This is a genomic window from Paenibacillus albidus, from assembly GCF_014644435.1.
In the GTDB taxonomy this organism is placed as follows: Bacteria; Bacillota; Bacilli; order Paenibacillales; family Paenibacillaceae; genus Paenibacillus_AQ; species Paenibacillus_AQ albidus.
The window spans coordinates 74,789-94,622 of sequence record NZ_BMKR01000020.1; the positions used below are offsets into that span (position 1 = coordinate 74,789).

Here is a 19,834-nt window from a genome sequence, read left to right on the forward strand (position 1 = left end):
ATAAGCACGGGATCCTTAAAATTTTGCTTGTATCGATCATAGAGAGCGTGTAAGATATACAAAGTATTCAAACGAACATTTATATCAACTCATATAATCTTGGGAATAGGGCCCATAAGTTTCTACCGGATAACCATTGTAATTATCCGACTATGAGTGAAATAGCGCGTCTAGGGTTCCGCTTTTTGGCTTATGCGAAGAAGGGCTGGTCCGAGCGATGCGGACACGATTGATGTGTTACACCACCAAGGGACAAAAACCCAGAAGGACAGATTCACTTGAGAGAAACGCTCAAGGGATCTGTCCTTTTTGTTTTTATTCAGAAGAAGGAGCGATCGAAGGTTACCATGAAAGGACTTCAAGAACGCATTAGACAAGAGGGCCTGATTCTGTCGGATACGGTGCTGAAAGTAGACTCGTTTCTGAACCATCAGGTTGACACGGAGCTTGTCCTGCAGATTGGGCAGGAATTCAAGCGGATTTTTGGGCATCAGCCGATTACGAAGGTGCTGACCGTTGAGGCCAGCGGAATTCAATTCGCCATGGCTGCGGGCATTGCACTGGAGGTGCCCTTTATTTATGCCAAGAAAAAGAAAGCCGTAACGCTCTCGGAGGCAGTGTATTCGGCTCCGGTGCATTCTTTTACCCGCAAGGAGGACTATCTGATCAGTATTTCGCAGAAATATTTGGGTCCTGAAGATAAAGTGCTGATCGTGGATGATTTCCTGGCTACCGGCGCCGCCCTTGTGGGTCTGGTGGATATTGTAAATGAAGCCGGTGCACAGCTGATGGGTGTGGGGTGTGTCATCGAGAAGAGCTTTCAGGAAGGGCGCAGCCTGCTCGAGGATAAAGGCGTTGCCGTACATTCCCTGGCCCGTATTGCTTCGATGGCCCCCGGAGAAATCCGGTTCATCGATGAGGCGTCTTCCGTAGAACTGATCAAGGAGAGTGCAGGATGTTAAGCAAACAAAAGATATTTACACTGGGGCTTCAGCATGTTCTGGCTATGTATGCAGGGGCCGTGATTGTGCCGCTGATCGTCGGGGGTGCGCTGAAGCTGAACAGTACGCAGATGGCCTATTTAATCGCTGCGGATCTGTTCACCTGCGGTCTGGCTACCCTGCTGCAAATTATGGGGACCAAATATTTCGGCAGCAGGCTTCCCGTTATCCTGGGCTGTACTTTTACTGCAGTGGGGCCGATTATCGCCATTTCCCTGACTAACAATTTAGCGACCGCTTATGGGGCCATTATTATATCCGGTTTATTTGTAGTATTGGCCGCTCCGCTGTATGGCAAGCTGCTGAAATTCTTCCCGACGATAGTAACCGGTTCGGTCGTAACGATCATCGGTCTTTCCCTGATCCCGGTGGCGATGAACAATGTGGCCGGCGGCCAGGGCAGCCCGGACTTTGGACAACCCCGCAATCTGCTGCTCGCGCTGATTACGCTGCTGGTCATTCTGGCCGTAAACCGGCTGGCCACAGGTTTCCTGCGGTCGATCTCCGTACTGGTGGGGCTGGTAGTGGGCACGGCGATTGGATATGGCATGGGCATTGTCCACTTCTCCACTGTAGGCGAAGCTTCCTGGATCAGCATTGCCCAGCCATTCTACTTCGGATGGCCTGAATTCAGCCTTACCGCGATCTTTACAATGATTATCGTGAACATTGTCAGTATGGTGGAGTCTACCGGTGTATACTTTGCCGTAGGCAGAGCTACGGAGCAGAAGGTGGAGCAGAAGCAAATCGTCAATGGGCTGCGTTCGGAAGGGCTCGCGATTATGCTGGGCGGAGTATTCAATGCTTTTCCGTATACCGCCTTCTCCCAGAATGTAGGTTTGATCTCGCTTACCCGCGTCAAGACCCGCAATGTTATTTTTGCAGCAGGTGGCATTATGGTGGTGCTGGGTCTGCTGCCTAAATTGGCTGCACTGACAACAGTTGTACCAAATGCGGTGCTGGGCGGGGCGATGATCGTGATGTTTGGATCGGTAGCAGCCTCAGGAATCTCCATTCTGTCCGAAGTCGATCTGCGGAAGGATGGCAATCTGCTGATTGCCGCTTGCAGCATTGCCGTTGGCCTGGGTTCCGCAACCCTTCCCGCGATGTTCGACCAGCTGCCGGAATTCGCCAAAATGCTGTTGCAGAACGGAATTGTCTCCGGCTCGCTGACGGCGATTGTACTCAATATATTCTTGAGCAGAACCAGCGAAAAGGACATGTCTGCCGCAAATCGGCCGGAAGGGCCGTTATCGGTTTCGCCGGACAGCAATGCTTCATAGTACTTTTTGTTCTTAATAGTTATGACAGAGCCGGAAGCCGTCCCAGTGAGGAGGGTTTCCGGTTTTATTTTGTGACAACAATAGAACATTTGTTCTTATTTTATAGACGATTCACCTCGAATAGGAATATAATTACATTCATAGGAATCTGAAACCGTCTATAAGATCCGGAGAATGGAGCTGAGGAGGCTGAAAATGAAAGATAGTTATCATTCTCTAATGAAGGGAGGGGAGCAGGAGTCGAGCATCCGGCATGATGAAGCTTTCAAAAAATTACTGGAAACCTTCTTTAGGGAGTTCATGGAGCTGTTTTTCCCTGAGCTGGATTCGCTGCTTGATTATACTGAAACCCGGTTTCTGATGCAGGAGCTGCTTGTGGATATTATCGGGGAAGAGGCAAGGCAGCTCGATTTGCTGGTGGAAACGCGATACAAGGGATTAGAGGGATTCATTCTGATACACCTGGAGCCGCAATCCTACAAAGATCATCTTTTTCACGAGCGGATGTTCATTTATTTCGCCCGGCTGTTTGAGCGTCACCGTAAAGATCATAAGCTGATCATACCGATTGCAATTTTTACGTCGGACGAGATCAGGGACGAGCCGGATCGTTTAATTATGAATATTCCGGACCGGAATATATTGCATTTCCAGTTTTTAAAGCTCGAGCTGCGGAAGCGGAATTGGCGGGAGTTTATCCATTCCGATAATCCGGTGGCTGCTGCACTGCTTGCCAAAATGGGGTATACTAAACGTGAAGCTAGAGAGGTACGTACAGCTTATTTACGCATGCTGATCCAACTTCGTCCCCGCTGGGATGATGCCCGGCTGGCCCTGATTATGTCAGTGGCGGATCTGTATTTTAAGCCGGATCTTGACCAGGATGAAGAGATTCTGCGTGAGCTTAGCGAACAATACCCGGAAGAAGGTGAAGCGATTATGGAATTGATGCCGGCCTGGAAGCGTTGGGGATTTGAAGAAGGAAAAACCGAAGGAAAAGCCGAAGGAAAAGCGGAGGGCCAGACGGAAGTGATCCGCAAATTGCTGAATCATGGGTTTTCGCCGGAAGCGGTAGCCAAAGCAGTGGAGCTTCCGCTGGATGAGATCAAGAAACTGATATAAAACGATTGAATTATTGATTATATTGAAGGCAGCCTCCAACCTCTTCATTTTGGAAAGGTCAGTAAAGCAGCAGCGGGACTCCAGTCACTGGGGACCCGCTGCTTTTTGGTTCCTCCATTTATCAAAGGGCACTCTCTTTTTTCTTTATCAAACAAGGGATTCCAAGGTATACTTTTGTAAGCGCTGATCGGAGAGGGTGCTGATCGAGCTCATGGAGAAATGGGTCCAAAGCATTTTGTAATCCATCCGGATTTCCATCTATTCCAATTGCTTCTGTAGGTCTATGGGAATAAAATTGGTAAAGCAGTTATAGATACTATAGATGGAGATGGAACAAAAGTGAACGATAAAATTGTAATGCCGCTTTGGACCTGCTGCTTATTTATTGTAGTCATGAATACCACTATGTTTAACGTGTCGCTTCCTACCATTATTCAGGATTTGCACATATCTGCCGACCTTGGCTCATGGGTGATCTCCAGTTATTCCATTGGGTATGCCTTGTCGACGATTATATACAGCAGATTATCCGACATGGTGCCCATCCGTAAATTACTGACGGTGGGCCTGCTCACGCTTGGACTGGCCTCGGTGTATGGGTTGTTCGCACACAGCTTTTATGCACTGTTGATTACGAGAATAGTGCAGTCTGCCGGAGCCGGGGCGATGGCCGGGCTGGGTCTTGTATTGGCGAGCCGGTATGTTCCTGTCGAGAGACGTGGCGGTGCCATAGCCATGATCTCTGCAGGCAGCGCAATGGCCTTTGGATTGGGACCCATTGCAGGAGGGGTGATCAGCCAATATTTGGGCTGGAACGGGCTGTTCGGGATCACATGCCTCGTCCTGGCCGTGCTGCCCGTGCTGCTGCGGCTGCTTCCCCAAGAGCAGCCGCAGCCGGCCCCCTTTGATTTCACCGGTGCAACATTGACCGTTGTCAATGCGGGCAGCTTGTTGATTGCAGTAACGACACAGTCTCCCGTCTGGCTAGCCGTCAGTGTCCTTTCTTTTGCGGTGCATGCCTGGCATCTGAAAAGAGCGAAGGAATCATTCATCAATCCGTTGCTGCTGAAGATGCCTGGTTACGGCAAGCTTGTCGTCATCGGCTTTTGTATTCTGGTGCTTAATCTGGGCAACTTGTTCCTGATGCCGCTTGCGCTGGCCCGCGTATTCGATAAATCACCGCTGATGATCGGATTGTTTATCGCACCGGGGGCTATCTTTTCAGCCTTCTTTACACGGTTTGTGGGGCAGTGGATTAACCGTTTCGGCAACCAGCGTTTCCTGCTGATCGGGCATCTGCTGCTCGCAGGGGTTATGGCTCTTTTTGCACTGGATCTCGCTTCTTCCCCGCTTTTCCTGTTGTTCGGGTATCTAATCTTCTCCCCGGCTTTCTCGGCAACGATGGCGTCCTTGAACAACGAGACATCCATGCTCCTGCCGCGGGCGTGGATCGGCTCCGGCATGGGGCTCCTGCAGCTGGTTCAGTTCTTCGGCGGCTCGGTATCCGTGGCTGTATGCGGTCTGCTGCTGCATGCGCAGCGGGATGCCGCATCTGCCATCGCTTATCAGCATGTATACAGTATGCTATTTGGCGTATGCGTAGTCTCCCTTCTCGTTGTACTATGGTATAGACACTCCCGCTTCCGGGGGAATACCGGGGGAGCAGCCCGGACTTAAGGGGCAATCCTGAGCCAATTCTTGCACACGGCATGAAACGTTCAGGTTTAAAGACCGTATCAGAAGCATAAAGAGGAAGAGGAAGGATGAACAGGAATGGATCATGGAATGAGTGTTATCTTGTTTGAAAAAATGCCGGAAGGCGAACTGAACGTGATCGAAGAGCGCCTGTGGACGATGAACATGGTTGCCGCGCTTGAGCACGTCAATTATCTGGTTGTCGGCGGCAAGGAGTATGAGACGGTAGAAGGCCGGCTCAATGTAGACGAGGGGAAGCTGGAGCTTCTGCTTGTTCCTATGCGTGTAGAGTAACTTAAGACAGGAAGGAGGACTCTGTGTTGGCTAACGAAGACAAGACAAAGGAACCGTCCGTATCCAGATGGTTCACCCCCGAGGGCAAACCGATCCGTGTGTTGTCCACTTCGCTCGGGATTGCCCTTTTGGCTAATGCCATGTATATTCCGGGAGCTGTGGAGGCGAGCGGCAATGCCGCAGCGGATGAGCCGCAGCTGGTATCCTGGTCGACGGAAGAGGTCAAGGCTTATTTTGACAAAAATGTGGATTGGAATATTCCTTATCCTGAAGAGGAGCCGGGGGAAGCGGTTCAGCAGCCCGAAGGGGTCAGCACCTCCAACGGCACGACCGTAGTCAATAATTATAACGGCTACAATTCCGGATTTGGCTGGGATGATGTGCTGCTGTACCATATGCTGTTCAACAGCGGCTCCAACTACTCCTCAAGAGGCTGGCACAATAACCGGCCAACCTATTACCCCGGGACACGGAATACGTACAAAGCGCCTACGTACGACAGCGGGAAGTTCCAGAACAAAAACGTGCCGGGTTCTGTGGCCAAGCCGAGGACTTCAACTTCATCGACCGGTTCGATTACTAGGAGGTCAACCTCTTCGAAGTCGGGAGGTATTGGCGGTAAGTCAAGCGGACTGGGTTCATCCTCGTCCAGCTCCTCATCCAGTTCGAAATCCAGTTCCAAGTCATCTTCACGTTCCAGCAGCAAGAGCGGGTTCGGCGGATGAGTACCGGTCAAAGTGTATTCGAATACATGGATCTTTCCTCACTGGAACGCGCCCCAAGGGTGCGGCAGCTCTCCGAGCTTGGCTTCACCTGGGCGGATCTGGAGGAAGAGGAGTACTGGCTTGACGCAATTGCCGTCTTGCGCCGGGAGACATTCCTGGAGCTTGAGGAGGCTTCAGCCAAGCTGTGGTCCATTCTGGACAAGGCGGTTCGTTATGTTCACCGCAGGCATGATCTGTACGATCTGATGGGCATCCCGCAGGTCTTGTGGGAGATGCTGGATGAATGTCCGCTTCCGCCACAGGGTTATATCAGCCGATATGCGCGCTTTGACTTTGCCATAGCAACGAATGGCACGATCAAGCTGCTGGAGCTGAATGCCGACACGCCTACAGGCTATGTGGAGGCTTCCATTGCTACGCCGTGGATTTGTGGCCAGGCGGGCGTGTTAAGTGTGAATGAGGGGATGACGGAGCAGGTAGCCGCTGCCTGGGCGCATGAACGTCCCGATACGGCTGCCTGTGTAGCCTACGGAACCCATCAGGAGGATTCCGGCACGATTGAGGCACTGGTCCGGCACAGCGGGCTCGATATTCAATGTGTGGACTGTCTGGAGCTATCCATCGATGAAGGAGTAGTCAAAGACGGAAACGGGCGGATCATTGAGCGGATGTTTGCCTTGTATCCGAAGGAATGGATGGCGGTTGATGATGGCGGCGAGGCTCTTGCTTATGCAGTGGAGAGTGGGCGTCTGCAATTATTCAACACACCTCACAGCATATTGCTCCAATCCAAAGGATTGATTGCGGCTGTATGGGGCATGTTCGAGCTGGGTCTGCTGTTCAACGAAGAGGAACGGAAAGCCATAGAAAGCTATATTCTGCCGACCTATAACAAGCCGGTTTTCTCAGGCAACTTTGTGTCCAAATCCGTATTCGGGCGCGAAGGCGGCTCGGTGCGCCTGTTCGACGACAGCGGTGCGCTGGAGCTCGCGGACGAGGACGGTTTTGACAGCAGTATCCTGTTCCCCACGGTCTATCAGAAAAGGGCTGAAATGGCCCGCATCGAAACAAGGGAAGGTCCGTTCCATCTGCTGACCGGCATGTTCGTCATCAACGGCAAGCCCTGCGGCCTGCTGGGCCGGGCAGGCGGATTAATTACAGGCAATACCAGCCATTTTATCGCGTTGGGAGTGAGATAATTGGAGATGAAGAAGAGAAGGGAAGCGAAGCTCCGGGGGTGGGGACAACATTCCCGGCGTGTTACGCTGCTGGGCTTCCTGCTGCTTATGACAATGGTTCTTGGCGCCTGCGGCAATTCGGACAGCGTGTTATCGACCGATCCCGGAGCAGAGGTAACATCCAATGTATCCAGGGTACCTTGGGATTACCGGGTGGTGGAGAGTACGGTGGGCGACCTGATCGGCAGCGATATGACCGTACTGCCGGACAATGAGCTGTTGCCTAATGACGGCAATTATGCGACAGGTGACAAGATCTGGACGCTGCAATTCATGGATGCCGAACTGGTGACGGATGCCGATCAGCGCAATGAAGTCCGCTTGTCGTCATGGGTGACAATCAAATCGTATGCAGACCAGAAGACGGCATCCGAGGATCTGAAGAACCTCAAGGTATCGCTGACAACGGATGTGAATCTGGTCGGGGTCTACAAAACCAAATACAAGGACAAGACGCGGAACTATGCTGTTGTCGAACTGCCGTCTGGCAACCGGATCAAGCAGCCGATTGACGACAAGCGTTATACAGCGATGGAGAAAAAGAAAACGGTGTCCGTAGTCTTGGAAGAAATACATGATTTCGCCGATTATGATTCGGCCTATGCGAAATTTCGGGGGTGGGCTAATTGACGATTGTAATTAACCTGTTGGTAAGTGTGTTTGTTATCATTCTGCTGCAATTGCTCGGAATGGTTGTGTTTAGCTGGATGACCCCATTTAAGGATATGGAGGAATTAAGGAAGGGCAATACGGCAGTGGCGCTTGCGTTGGGCGGCAAGTTTCTGGGTACGGCCATTATTCTGGGTGTAGCAGCTTACACCAATACCTCCATTTGGTTCATGATGTTGTGGTTTGCAGTCGGCTATCTCTGTCTGGTGGCGGCATACTGGATTTTTGAGCTGGTTACTCCGACCTTTAAGATTTCCGATCATCTGCAAAAAGGCAATGTTGCTGTAGGCACCTTTCTCTGCATGGTTTTTATCGGAACAGCATTTGCGGTCAGCAGTCTGATTATTTAATATGGCCGGAGGCTCGGGAGGGATGCGTGGATGCATTTTTTGCTGAGAATATCCACGAGGATGATGCGCTTAAGCAAGAAGAAGATAGGACTCATCATTTTAATCTTTATTATGGTAAGCGCGACGATCGCCTTTCTGCTGGAGCCGGACACGTTCGGGAACTGGTTCAACGCCTTTTATTGGGTAATGACGACGATGGCTACGGTCGGGTACGGTGACTTTTTCGCCAAGACTGCACTGGGCAAAGGATTCACGATGTTTCTGTATATCTTCGGCATTGGTCTCCTCAGCTTGGTTATCGGCAAAGTAATTGATTCCATATCAGAGGTGCAGCGACGGAGAGGAGCGGGAACATTGAGCTTTCGGGGCAAGGATCATGTCATTCTGATTAACTGGAGCAAAAAGGCACAGTCGGCAGTGGATGAAATTCTGGTATTCTCGCCGGAGAGCCAGATCGTCATCATTGACGATTCGGGGCGGCATCCGCTGGAGCATATGGAGCAGGTGCATTTTGTGAGCGGAGATGCCTCGAATGACGAGGTTCTGCTCAAGGCCAATCTCAACGATGCGCGGGCAGCTATTGTGTTCGGCGATACGCGGATTGAAGAGACCTCGCTTATTGACGGCAAGTCACTGCTGATCGCTTCCAGCATTGAACGAATTGCTCCTCATGTTCATACGACGGTGGAGATTATGCTGGAGAATAATATTCGGAATTTTCGCCATGTCCATGTGAACGAGTTCGTATTATCGCATGACGCCATCTCACGGCTGGCGGTTCGTGCCGCCCTGCAGGAAGGCAACTCCGAGGTTCTTTCTCAGCTGCTCAGCCGCCAGCATGGCGATGATATCTATGAGATCCCGACGAATGTTGCATGGAAAACGTACGGAGAAGCCTTTCAAGGGTTGCTGGCCCAGGGGGCTACCCTGTTGTCCGACCGGAGCGATCTGGGCATTAACCGTAAGCTGCAGGAGCGAATCCCCCCGGAGGCGCGGCTCTATATTGTAGCGGACGAAGAGACGTACCGGCGGATCAAGGGATAGGCAGGGAGGCCTGCGGATATCCGGGCTATAACATAAGGGCATAACTGAAGGCGGCGGAGCATCGTCACCCGGTTGTGCCCTTACTTGTGCTGATAAAAAGATTATAGGAACTTCACGGTTTGCCGTTCATAATAGGAACCATATTACCGTTATTATATGCAAGGTGTAATTTTAACAGCTGACTGTAGGAGGTGACGTGTTGAAAAGCAAGAGAAACACGGTCCTCGCCGCTGTACTCAGCATGGGCCTGCTCGCTGCCTGCAGCGGCGGCAGTGAAGTGCAGCCGGAGTCCGCGGGGGAGGCGCCGCCGGTACCCTCTGCATCTGCTGAGGGAAACGCTGCGCGCAGCGAAAGATCTGGGCAGCAGAGCCGGGAACAGGCGGCGCTGGAGTCTTTTATCCATACCAAGCTGACCGGACCTCACGGGGTATTCACCAATTTGCTGGAGACCCGCCAGGAAGGGGAAGCCGCCACCGGGCATGAGGTGCTGAGTGAGTCAGCCTCGATTCTGATGCGGTATGCAGTGCTTACCGGCAATGAAGAGCAATTCGCAGAGCAGTGGAAGCTGGCCCGGCAGACTTTTGATATGGAGGACGGATTCAGTTACCGTTACAGTCCATTGCTTAAGAAGCGGTATCCGGTAAATGCGGCAGTGGATGATCTGCGTCTGATCCGGGCGCTGTATGAGGCAGGAGAGCAGTTTAAGAATCCGGCGTATACGGAAGAAGCGGACAGATACGGCCAAAGGTTCTATGAACATAATGTGAAAGACGGAGAAATGTATGATTTCTTCGATGAAAACTACCAAATTACCAATGCATTTATTACTTTGTGTTATATAGATTTGTCCACATTGCAGAAATTGTCGATTCCTATCGAATCGCGCGACACCCTCACCCGGCATTTAAAGGGTGTTTTGGAAAAGGGCTATTTGTCAGACGTTTTCCCTCTTTACGAGACCCGCTTCCATTATGAGAGCGGAGCGTACAGCTCAGAGAATATCAACACGGTCGAATCACTGCTGACCATCCTGCATCTAGCTGAGGTACAGCAGCAGGCTCCGGCCAGCATTGCGTACATCAAGCAGCAGGTTGAAGCCGGGACCTTGTACGGGCAATACACGAAGGAAGGCCGGCCGACCACTGATGTCCGCTCCACCGCCATTTATGCGCTTACCGCCATGATCGGCGCGGAGACCGGGGACAATGAGCTCTATAACACCAGTATTGCACGAATGAATGAATTCCGGGTGACGGATGCCGGCAGCGAGCTTTACGGCGGATTTGGGGATGTGGGCAGCATGCAGGCTTACTCTTTTGATAATCTGATGGCTTTATTGGCCTACGCGTACTAAATCAACAAGGAAAGAAGTGAAGGTGAGCACCCGCATGAGAGACAACCCAATACAATTACCGCCCCTGCGGCAGGGGCTTTGGCCCGCATTCCGTGGGGTATCGCCCGCTTTTATCGCCGCTTTTGGCGTGTTGTTTGTTACTGTAATTGCCCTGTTCACCGCTCCATATCTTGGGATGGCGGATAACGGGGACTTTTTTCGTAATATTTACAGCAATGGTATCTACTTTAATCTGCCGGATTATGACAGCAAGTATTTTGGCTATTTTGTGAAGCAGTATGGCATCTTCCAGTATTTCAACGAGAATGGGGCTACACTGGACTCTTCGCAGTCTCTGTTTATCAAGCTGGCCACCCTGCTCAACAAGCTGCTGTTCAGCAGCGAAGTCTTTGATATCCGCTTCCAGGCGGCGATATATACATGTCTATATGTGATTGCCGTTTATTTGCTGATAGAGGCTATTACTTGGAGAATGGGCCGCAGGCAGGGAATGATCGTGGCGCTGATTGCTGTGTTTATCTTTGGGGATACAGGGTATACGGCGTACTTCAATTCTTTTTACAGTGAAAGCATTGTGATGATTATGATGATCTTTGTTTTCGCCTCGTGGCTGCTGTTATTCCGCAAGCGATACAATGATTATGCCATGCTGGCGCTCTTTGCCGTCAGCAGTCTGATCCTGACGACCTCCAAGCAGCAAAATGCGCCGGTAGGCATCATTCTTGCCATGCTGGCCGTATCACTGATCTGGATTCGCAAGGACCGTGTCTTCCGGTTCCTGACGTTGGCCTCTATCTTTCTGATGATGCTGGCGGGGGTGGCCACCTACCTGAACATCTCTAAGGAATTCGTAAACATTAACCAATATCATGCGATGACCCGGGGTGTGCTTAAGGAAGCCGGGAACCCCGAAACTTCGCTGAAAGCATTCGGCATTGATGAGCAGTACGCCATTCTGAAAGGCAATATTTACTACGAGCAATACGGAACAGTGGATGTCGACTCGCCGCTTCTGCAAGAGAACTTCTACAGCCGTTACGGCTTCGTATCCATTCTTAAATACTATGTGGCTAACCCCGACCAACTGGGGTCCATTCTGAATATAGCAGCCAAAAGCGCATTTACGATCAAACCGGCGGCAATGGGCAACTATGAGGAGTCGGTTGGCAAGGCCTTCCGTGCGCAAAGCCACTTTTTCTCCGGATACAGTCTGCTTAAGCAGACGCTTGCGCCCAAAACCTTCGGCTTCATTATCCTGTGGATGATCGTCGTTATCGGCTTGTATATGCCCTCCACGGTGAAGGCGGTAAGGGCCCGGGATATCCGGGGGGTACAGCGCATGGTGCTGGTTGTGGCAACTATGGGCGTCGGCCTGTCCGGCATCTTCGTGTCCATTATAGGGGCGGGAGATGCCGACATTGCCAAGCATGAGTTCCTGTTCACGCAATCGTTCGATCTGGTGACGTTTCTAACCCTGTCAAGTGTCATCAGCCGCAAGCTGTCGCCCGGAACCCGCCATTCGGCCGGCAGCCCGACCAGGGCGCATTCTGAGACTGAGGTTCAAAAGGGCGTGAGTGCATGAGCAATACGAGGAAGACTTTATTCCTGCTGGTGCTGCTGGTGCTGCTTAGCGTTCTGGAGCCACCCGCGGGCCGGGCGCAGGCGGCGGCTGCAACGCCGCAAGTCCTGCTGCTGTTCGACAGCGAAGCCAAAGAGACGCCGCGGGAAGGCAATATCAAGGAGCTTGAGCGCCTGCTGGCTGCTTACAGCATCAAGGTTACAGTGGTCAGTCTCGACCAGTATGAACCGGGAGGCATGGCCGCTTACAGCCACAGGATTACTGTAATCAATGCGCCGGATGTAGCCGTGACGAACCGCTCTTATCTGGAAGACGCCGGGAATTATAAGGGCCAAGAGCTGCATGTCGGCTATAACCCCCCGGAACGGCTGAAGCAGGCGCTGAAGCTGAGCACGGACATTATGCACGGCGGCAGCGCAGGCCTCTCGGCAGGCAGATTATCGGGAGCAAGCCTTCCGGTTCAGGAGATGCCTTATATCACGGCAGCCGAAGGGAAGAAGGACTATGGGCGTCTGGTGTTTCAGAGCGGCGGCCTGCAGGCTCCTTATGCCGTAAGTGCTGGGAGATACACTTATGTTCCCTATCTGGAGCAGGGAAATGTCAGTGTGCTGGCGATGGCCGGGGTACTGAGGGAATGGCTGGGCAGCACTGCCATGCCGCAGACGTATTTCGTGCTTAAAGAGATCTATCCGTTCTCGGATCTCGCCTTGCTGGAAGAGACAGCTGAGCGGTTATATGAGGCGGGCATTCCGTTCATCGCCAGTGTGCGCCCGGTATTCAGCAATACGGATTATCCGGCGATGTTGCGTTATCTGGAGGCGCTGAAGGTCGTGCAGTCCAGAAACGGCAGTATTCTGCTGAATGCTCCGGTGGTCATGCCCTCGATCAGCGGCAGCGATGATACACTGGGGTCGAAGATGAGCGGTTTTGTGGATTTGCTTGTGAAGAATGGCATCGCTCCGCTTGGAATAGGGGCCGAGATTTATTGGGCGTACGATAAGGAGTATGCAGCGGCGGGGATGGGCTGGTTCGACTCGGCGGTGCTTTTCCCGGATGAGCGCCTGATGCACAGGGAGCGGACGAATCGTTCTACAGCTTTTGAATCTTCCCTGTACAGCCTGCCATTGGAATTTCTGCAGAGCCTGCGCACAAGCGGGAAAGTGATGCCGGCATTTCCCATGGATACGGCGGTTACGTTCAATCTCCCTGCGGATGAGGCCGGGCTGGCCGAGCTTCTGGAGCGCCTGGACGGGTATTGGATTTCTTTTGCCGATTACAAGCAGGAAGAGCACAGGGTGGTTACAGATACAAATAAAGTGGTCTCTTCGCGGGGGAGCATTACCCTCAATGGCCAGCATTTGAATGTGGATTATTCCCCGCGGGATCAGGTCAGCGATAATTATCAATACACCGAAGAGCAGCAGAAAAGCTTCACGAAGCTGTTCAATGTCCAGAACCAGTTTTTTATCGTCGTTATCATTATTTCCCTGCTCTTTTTTGGCGGATTGCTCATCATCGGCTACCGGATGTACCGGAAGAAATATTTGAAATAAGAAATTCAACTGTGACTAGGAGAACTTTATGACGATCCCAGACGTGCTGATGGTAATCGCGGTGATTTGCATCTGGTCGCTGCTGCTGGTGAATGTGACCCTCATTATCGCGGGCTATCTGTACTACATCAAGACTGAAAATGAGGAGATCCCCGAGATCGAGGGGGAAATGCCCTTTGTATCCATTATGGTGCCCGCCCACAATGAAGGCGTGGTCATCAGTAAAACCGTGGAATCCCTGCTGGCTTTGGATTATCCGCATGACCGCTACGAGATTATTGTGATCAATGACAATTCCTCGGACAACAGCGCTCTTTTGCTGGGGAATATCCAGAAGAAGAATCCGTCCCGCAACCTGATTGTGATCAATACCGATGCAGTTACCGGGGGCAAGGGCAAATCCAATGCGCTGAATATCGGCTTCACCCGCAGCAAAGGGGAACTGATTGCCATCTATGACGCTGACAATACACCGGAAAAAACAGCGCTGCGTTATCTGGTGGCCGAGATCGTCAATGATTCCACATTGGGTGCAGTAATCGGCAAATTCCGGACCCGCAACCGTGATGCGAGCCTGCTTACCCGGTTCATTAATATTGAGACCCTGTCTTTTCAATGGATGGCCCAGGCAGGCCGCTGGAAGCTGTTCAAGCTGTGCACCATTCCGGGAACGAACTTTATCATGCGCAGATCCATTATCGAGAGCATCGGCGGGTGGGATGTTAAGGCGATTGCGGAGGATACCGAAATCAGCTTCCGTATCTATATGATGGGCTTCCGGATCAAGTTCCAGCCGAAGTCGGTCACCTGGGAGCAGGAGCCGCAGACGCTGAAGGTCTGGTTCAAGCAGCGGACGCGCTGGGCCAAGGGCAATATCTACGTGATTGTCAAAAATTTCCCGCTGCTTTTTGATAAATCGGCGGCTAAAATACGGTTTGATATTCTCTATTACCTGTCGATTTATTTTCTGCTGCTGCTGTCACTGCTAACTTCGGATACGCTGCTCGTTCTGCATGCGCTCGGCTATGTTCACACGACCATTGCCGGCCTCAGCAGCTTCCTGTGGCTGCTCGCCATCGTTCTGTTCGTTGTAGGTATTTTTATTACACTCACTACAGAGAAAGGCGAAATGAGCCTGTCAAATGTATGGATCATCCTGTTGATGTATGTCTCCTACTGCCAGCTGTGGATGCTTGTCGCCGCATACGGTTTGTACAATTACATCAAAGATACAATTTTTAAAAGAGAAGTCAAATGGTACAAGACCGAGCGCTATTAAAGGGGAATACGAATATGATGAAAAAACAATGGGTCATTCTTGCCGTCTGCTTCCTGCTGTTCCTGACCCAGATTGAGGCGGCTTCAGCGGCCGTACCTCCCGGACACGGCAGGCAGACCTATGTGACGTCCTTTACCGGAACGGACACGTTGACGGGGACAAGCTCCCGGCAGCAGGCGTTTGAAGTGATGGAGTACTGGAACGTGGAGGAGCTGCGCGTGAATCTGCGGTTCCAGATCTCGCAGATCACCGAAGATCAGGAATCAAGTGTAACCTTGTCGCTGAATGGCAGTCCGTTCTACACATTCCGGCCGACTGTACAGAACAATGGAGAGCAGCAGCTTACCATTCCTGCACCGAAGGGTTTCCTCAAGGAGGGAACGAATACCCTTTCGATTCAAGGGTACCTGCGGACAACGACGAATCTGGACCAGGTCTGTGTCGTCCATAATACAACCGATAACTGGCTGCATCTCTTCAATACCTCCAGTGTGGATGTCATATACACACCTAAAGCCTTGACCGGAGGCATCAGCGATTTCAGCCAGCGCTTCTCCGGAATCGATACGGTAAAGAGCAACCGCAGCCTGCTTGCCGTGCCCGAGGGCAGTACCGGCGCTGAGCTGGAAGCTGCGGCCTATGCCCTCTCGGGGTTCGCGAACGCCAATTCACTGAGTGATAGAACCCTCCCGCTCCTGCCTTACCGGGCGGATACAGTCAAGGGCAAGGGCGCGGTAGTGCTTGTAGCGATGTATGATCATGTGCCGGCTGCTCTGAAGGCTCAGCTGGATACAGACGAGGATCTGCAGAGCCATGCGCTGATTCAATTAGTGAACAAGGACAGCCAGCCTACGCTGGTGGTTACTTCCAAGGATGAGAGCCTGCTGATCAAAGCCGGACGCCTGATTGCGAACAGTGAGCTGCTGGCACAGCTCAGCAGCGACCTGAAGGTGGTGGATGATGCTACGGAAACGGCCACGCCAACACTTGCGATCAGTTCGGACGTAAGTTTTACGGAAACAGGCGATCAGCTGACGGGGCCGTATCATCAGGAGCAGATCTATTATGTCTCCTTGCCTTCCAACCGTTCCATTGCAGATTCGGGCAAAATCAGCCTCGATTTCCGCTATGCCCAGAATCTTGATTTTGACCGGTCGCTGGTTACGGTGAGCATCAATGATACACCAATTGGCAGCAAGAAGCTGACCAAGGAGCTTGCGAATAAGGATTCACTGAATCTGGCGGTGCCGCAGAACCTGAATATCTCGGGTAATTTCTCGGTGAAGGTGGCCTTTGATCTGGAGCTGCCAAGCTTGATCTGCACACCGAATACACAGCAGATGCCTTGGGCTTACATCAGCAAGGATTCGGTGATGAAACTGAATACGAAGGACCGCACGGACTTGTTATTCAATAACTACCCGTACCCTTTCCTGCGCGATGAAGTCTATAATCATGTCGCAGTGGTGCTGCCGCAGGAGATGGACGATTATTCGTACCAGAGCTTGGCGAATGTGTTCAATCTGCTGGGCCAATATGCCACAGGCAATACAGGAGATGTTCATTTTTACACGGACAGTGTGAATACGGACAATCTGCAGAACAACAACATCATTGCCATCGGCACCTACGAGGACAACAAGGTTATCCGGGACAACAACGACAAGCTGTATTTTAAATATAACACTGATGGGTCATCTATTCTGTCGAATGAAAAAATGAGTATAGATGCGGCTTACGGGGCACGAATCGGCACTTTGCAGCTGATCGAATCCCCTTATGAGAGTGGACGCGGATTCCTGGCGGTCACGGGGGCGAATTCACAGAACTATTATTTGTCCTCCAAACTGATTGCGACGGAGAAGGACAAGTGGAGGGTGTTTGGGGACGGTGTAGTCTCCGATAAAGACGGCAATGTCAGTGCCTACCGGTTCAAGACGATCAGCGGGACGGAAGAGGATTCAGCTTTGCAGAACATTACGGAACGCAGCGATGTCTTCGGTTTTATAGTCGCGGTTGTATTGGTGATTGCGTTGGTCCTCTTGTCCCTGATTCTGCTGCTGCGCAAACATCTGAAGAAACGGGGGGATCGGCGTGAGACGTAATCGCAGCGGTCTGGTATCGGACCTGACTTTTCTGGGTTTTCTGGTGCTGGTGTACATTTGTATTGTCTTTATTGCCGGATCGCCGGACCACTATATCCAGAATATTATTATTCTGAACGTAGCTTTTCTGCTGGCGGTAGTCACCTATTTCACGACAGTTACTGCAGGGCTGGTGTTGAATCTGGCTTTCATCTTCGGCTACGGATTCTTCATTCTGTACCAGACCCTCTCCCGGGGCGAAACGATCGGCATCAACACCTATTTCTGGCTGCTGATGACGCCGATTCTGACCGTAGTCGTGTGGATCTTTACCTGGAGTAGCCGTGAGCTGCAGCTCGAGAACGAAATCCTGCAGAAAAAAACGGCCAACCTGGCGACCGTAGACGAGAACACGGATCTGCGCAACAGCATTTCCTTCCAAAAGGATGCCAGTCTGTTTACCGGTATTTCGACAAGGTATCAGATCCCTTTGACTTTGCTTGTGGTGAAAGTGAAGTACTGGAGCGAGATCCGCCGGCTGATTCCCGAGGAACAGCTTGCGGATGCCATCTATGATGTCTCCCAGCTCAGCCAGTCGAGCATCCGTACGAATGATGCGCTGTATCTGCTGGACAAAGAGGAGGCCACCTGGGGGCTGCTGCTCTTTACCGACCAGGATGGAGCAAAGATCGTCATCGAGCGGATCAAGCTTAAGCTGCAGGAATTAAACGACAATGAGTTTTCCCGCAAATACAAGGTCAACCTGGGTCTGAAAATCGGTGCCGTGCAATACCACGCGGATACGATTGAGAATCCGTTCGATTTTATTGTGCAGGCTAAAAAACAGCTGGAGTATGATGTGTAAGCCTACTGGGTAAATATACTAAGAGAAATGAACCTAAGGGAGGCGGATGGGTATGGATTTGGGCCTGGCGAACAAGTCGGTTTTTGTTGCTGCGGCAAGCAAAGGCTTGGGATTGGCAACGGCACTTGAGTTTGCGCGTGAAGGGGCTAAGGTCGTCATCGCCAGCCGGAACCTTCAGCAGTTGGAGGCCGCCCGGCAGGAAATCAAGGAAGCGACAGGACAGGAAGTTGGCATAGTACAGATGGATGTAACCTCCCCCGAGCAGATCACAGAGGCTATACAGGCAGCAGTCGAGCGCAACGGCGGGCTTGATGTGCTGATTACCAACGCAGGCGGGCCGCCGGGCGGCGGCTTCGCCGAGATGGAGGATGCCGATTGGAGCGGCGGGTTCGACCTGACACTGATGAGCACCATCCGCCTGATCCGCGAGGCGCTGCCGCATCTGCGCGCGGCGGGTGGCGGCCGGATTGTGAATGTGAGTTCCGTCTCCATCAAGCAGCCGATCCAGGGGCTGATCCTGTCGAACGTATTCCGCGCCGGTGTGAACGCGTTGACGAAAAGTCTGGCTACGGAGCTTGCGGAGGATGGCATTCTCATTAACACCGTCGCTCCCGGCCGAATCGGTACGGACCGGATCCGGGAGCTGGACTCCAAGCGGGCGGATGCGGCAGGGGTTCCCCTGGAGCAGGTGCAAGCTGAGGCGCTGCACGGTATTCCGCTGGGCAGAACGGGCACGCCGGAAGAGTTCGGCAGGGCAGTGGTGTTTATGGGTTCTTTTGCCAATACCTACAGCACAGGCCAGTCCCTATTGGTAGACGGGGGCTCCGTGAAGTCGCTGTAAATGGAGGGTACAGCTTTTTTACTTAAAATGATAGGGGAAATGGTTGCTTTGTGCTCCAATTTGAATTATGATGGAGTGGTGGCCTAAATTTGAGATTTATGTATTTTCCATTGTCTGACAGGTATATTAATAAATAGACCTAGAGATAAATTGGTTAAGTTACCATAAAAGGATTTATTATTTTGCTCCAAAGGAGGACGATTAGAATGAGAGAAGGTATTCATCCAAAGTACAACCAGGTTATTTTCCTGGATGCCAGCGTAGGCTTCAAATTCCTGAGTGCATCGACCAAGAGTTCCGGTGAAACTATGGAGTGGGAAGACGGCAACACTTACCCGGTAATCCGTGTGGACGCAAGTTCCGCATCGCACCCTTTCTACACAGGAAAGCAAAGAGATGCAGAAACAGGCGGCCGTGTGGACAAGTTCAAACAACGTTTGGCTCAAAAGAAATAATAAGCACCGCATTAAGAAGGGACGACTCCGTAATGAAGCTGATGGCTTCGGGGTTGTCCCTTTTTTGATGTATTCAGTGACGGGGAGTCCAACATCTATGACTTAACGGACCAGAGAAGCGCTATTTCGAGAAACAAGCCCATTTTTCTTGCCAAACGGACTCAGGGTGCGCTAAATGATCGATTGACCCTAGTATTGGGCTAGAGATCATGAAATAAGATCTTTGGAGTCCGCATAAAGGACAAAACATTTCGTTTCACCAAAATAAGGTCCACTGAGTCCGTATCCTTGAACAGCCGGACCAGTGACAACTTGTTATCGGAAAGCTTATCCCGGGTTATTATGAAGAAGGATTCATTTGTGCGAAAGAGTAGGATATAATGAGGCAAAGCTATCTAGAAAT

18 protein-coding genes and 1 riboswitch are annotated in these 19,834 nt (G+C 51.7%); all 18 genes read left to right on the forward strand.

Going from position 1 to position 19,834, the window contains the following annotated elements:
* The first annotated feature begins 69 nt into the window (after nt 1-69).
* A riboswitch (purine riboswitch) is annotated at nt 70-173 on the forward strand.
* Between the two features lie 174 nt (nt 174-347).
* The 18 genes from IEY53_RS21085 (at nt 348) to IEY53_RS21170 (ending at nt 19,431) form a co-directional block, all read left to right on the forward strand.
* The gene (locus IEY53_RS21085) at nt 348-962 is read left to right on the forward strand and encodes a xanthine phosphoribosyltransferase (RefSeq protein ID WP_189028495.1); all 615 of its coding nucleotides are present in this window, start codon (nt 348-350) and stop codon (nt 960-962) included.
* On the forward strand, nt 956-2,284 hold the full coding sequence (locus IEY53_RS21090) for a nucleobase:cation symporter-2 family protein (protein WP_189028497.1): 1,329 nt from the start codon (nt 956-958) through the stop codon (nt 2,282-2,284). Before IEY53_RS21085 ends, IEY53_RS21090 begins: the two co-directional genes overlap by 7 nt.
* Nucleotides 2,285-2,479: 195 nt before the next feature.
* Complete coding sequence (locus IEY53_RS21095) at nt 2,480-3,406, forward strand: Rpn family recombination-promoting nuclease/putative transposase (protein ID WP_189028499.1); 927 nt, start codon at nt 2,480-2,482, stop codon at nt 3,404-3,406.
* Between the two features lie 339 nt (nt 3,407-3,745).
* Nucleotides 3,746-5,083 (forward strand): MFS transporter, encoded by a 1,338-nt coding sequence (locus IEY53_RS21100; protein WP_189028501.1) that lies wholly within the window; start codon nt 3,746-3,748, stop codon nt 5,081-5,083.
* Nucleotides 5,084-5,179: 96 nt separating this feature from the next.
* Entirely contained in the window at nt 5,180-5,395 is a 216-nt protein-coding gene (locus IEY53_RS21105) for a hypothetical protein (protein ID WP_189028503.1), read from the forward strand.
* 26 nt (nt 5,396-5,421) lie between these two features.
* Nucleotides 5,422-6,120 carry a hypothetical protein gene (locus tag IEY53_RS21110; protein ID WP_189028505.1) on the forward strand — a complete coding sequence of 233 codons (699 nt, stop codon included), beginning with the start codon at nt 5,422-5,424 and terminating at the stop codon, nt 6,118-6,120.
* On the forward strand, nt 6,117-7,319 hold the full coding sequence (locus IEY53_RS21115) for a glutathionylspermidine synthase family protein (RefSeq protein WP_189028507.1): 1,203 nt from the start codon (nt 6,117-6,119) through the stop codon (nt 7,317-7,319). Before IEY53_RS21110 ends, IEY53_RS21115 begins: the two co-directional genes overlap by 4 nt.
* Before the next feature lie 6 nt (nt 7,320-7,325).
* Entirely contained in the window at nt 7,326-7,988 is a 663-nt protein-coding gene (locus IEY53_RS21120) for a hypothetical protein (protein WP_189028509.1), read from the forward strand.
* Complete coding sequence (locus IEY53_RS21125) at nt 7,985-8,377, forward strand: DUF350 domain-containing protein (RefSeq protein WP_189028511.1); 393 nt, start codon at nt 7,985-7,987, stop codon at nt 8,375-8,377. The genes IEY53_RS21120 and IEY53_RS21125 overlap by 4 nt, the downstream gene beginning before the upstream one ends.
* Nucleotides 8,378-8,407: 30 nt before the next feature.
* A complete protein-coding gene (locus IEY53_RS21130; RefSeq protein WP_189028512.1) occupies nt 8,408-9,421 on the forward strand; it encodes a potassium channel family protein in 1,014 nt (337 codons plus the stop codon).
* 199 nt (nt 9,422-9,620) lie between these two features.
* Nucleotides 9,621-10,775, forward strand: coding sequence for a hypothetical protein (locus tag IEY53_RS21135; protein ID WP_229696267.1), 1,155 nt, complete (start codon nt 9,621-9,623; stop codon nt 10,773-10,775).
* 34 nt (nt 10,776-10,809) lie between these two features.
* Complete coding sequence (gene wsfD, locus IEY53_RS21140) at nt 10,810-12,357, forward strand: glycan biosynthesis hexose transferase WsfD (RefSeq protein ID WP_229696268.1); 1,548 nt, start codon at nt 10,810-10,812, stop codon at nt 12,355-12,357.
* On the forward strand, nt 12,354-13,907 hold the full coding sequence (locus IEY53_RS21145) for a hypothetical protein (protein ID WP_189028513.1): 1,554 nt from the start codon (nt 12,354-12,356) through the stop codon (nt 13,905-13,907). The genes wsfD and IEY53_RS21145 overlap by 4 nt, the downstream gene beginning before the upstream one ends.
* 28 nt (nt 13,908-13,935) lie before the next feature.
* On the forward strand, nt 13,936-15,186 hold the full coding sequence (locus IEY53_RS21150) for a glycosyltransferase family 2 protein (RefSeq protein WP_189028514.1): 1,251 nt from the start codon (nt 13,936-13,938) through the stop codon (nt 15,184-15,186).
* A 14-nt stretch (nt 15,187-15,200) separates the two neighbouring features.
* Entirely contained in the window at nt 15,201-17,291 is a 2,091-nt protein-coding gene (locus IEY53_RS21155) for a cellulose biosynthesis cyclic di-GMP-binding regulatory protein BcsB (protein ID WP_189028515.1), read from the forward strand.
* The gene (locus IEY53_RS21160; RefSeq protein ID WP_189028516.1) at nt 17,281-18,135 is read left to right on the forward strand and encodes a diguanylate cyclase domain-containing protein; all 855 of its coding nucleotides are present in this window, start codon (nt 17,281-17,283) and stop codon (nt 18,133-18,135) included. The genes IEY53_RS21155 and IEY53_RS21160 overlap by 11 nt, the downstream gene beginning before the upstream one ends.
* 52 nt (nt 18,136-18,187) lie before the next feature.
* Nucleotides 18,188-18,976: an SDR family oxidoreductase gene (locus tag IEY53_RS21165; RefSeq protein WP_189028517.1), complete on the forward strand. Its 789-nt coding sequence runs from the start codon at nt 18,188-18,190 to the stop codon at nt 18,974-18,976.
* A gap of 206 nt (nt 18,977-19,182) precedes the next feature.
* Nucleotides 19,183-19,431, forward strand: coding sequence for a type B 50S ribosomal protein L31 (locus tag IEY53_RS21170; protein ID WP_038597814.1), 249 nt, complete (start codon nt 19,183-19,185; stop codon nt 19,429-19,431).
* Nucleotides 19,432-19,834: the final 403 nt, after the last annotated feature.

Excerpts from the sequence above, each read along its gene's own strand:
- IEY53_RS21085 (WP_189028495.1), top strand. The coding sequence starts at position 348 with ATGAAAGGACTTCAAGAACGCATTAGACAAGAGGGCCTGATTCTGTCG.
- IEY53_RS21090 (WP_189028497.1), top strand. The coding sequence starts at position 956 with ATGTTAAGCAAACAAAAGATATTTACACTGGGGCTTCAGCATGTTCTG.
- IEY53_RS21095 (WP_189028499.1), top strand. The coding sequence starts at position 2,480 with ATGAAAGATAGTTATCATTCTCTAATGAAGGGAGGGGAGCAGGAGTCG.
- IEY53_RS21105 (WP_189028503.1), top strand. The coding sequence starts at position 5,180 with ATGGATCATGGAATGAGTGTTATCTTGTTTGAAAAAATGCCGGAAGGC.
- IEY53_RS21115 (WP_189028507.1), top strand. The coding sequence starts at position 6,117 with ATGAGTACCGGTCAAAGTGTATTCGAATACATGGATCTTTCCTCACTG.
- IEY53_RS21120 (WP_189028509.1), top strand. The coding sequence starts at position 7,326 with ATGAAGAAGAGAAGGGAAGCGAAGCTCCGGGGGTGGGGACAACATTCC.
- IEY53_RS21130 (WP_189028512.1), top strand. The coding sequence starts at position 8,408 with ATGCATTTTTTGCTGAGAATATCCACGAGGATGATGCGCTTAAGCAAG.
- wsfD (WP_229696268.1), top strand. The coding sequence starts at position 10,810 with ATGAGAGACAACCCAATACAATTACCGCCCCTGCGGCAGGGGCTTTGG.
- IEY53_RS21145 (WP_189028513.1), top strand. The coding sequence starts at position 12,354 with ATGAGCAATACGAGGAAGACTTTATTCCTGCTGGTGCTGCTGGTGCTG.
- IEY53_RS21150 (WP_189028514.1), top strand. The coding sequence starts at position 13,936 with ATGACGATCCCAGACGTGCTGATGGTAATCGCGGTGATTTGCATCTGG.
- IEY53_RS21155 (WP_189028515.1), top strand. The coding sequence starts at position 15,201 with ATGATGAAAAAACAATGGGTCATTCTTGCCGTCTGCTTCCTGCTGTTC.
- IEY53_RS21165 (WP_189028517.1), top strand. The coding sequence starts at position 18,188 with ATGGATTTGGGCCTGGCGAACAAGTCGGTTTTTGTTGCTGCGGCAAGC.
- IEY53_RS21170 (WP_038597814.1), top strand. The coding sequence starts at position 19,183 with ATGAGAGAAGGTATTCATCCAAAGTACAACCAGGTTATTTTCCTGGAT.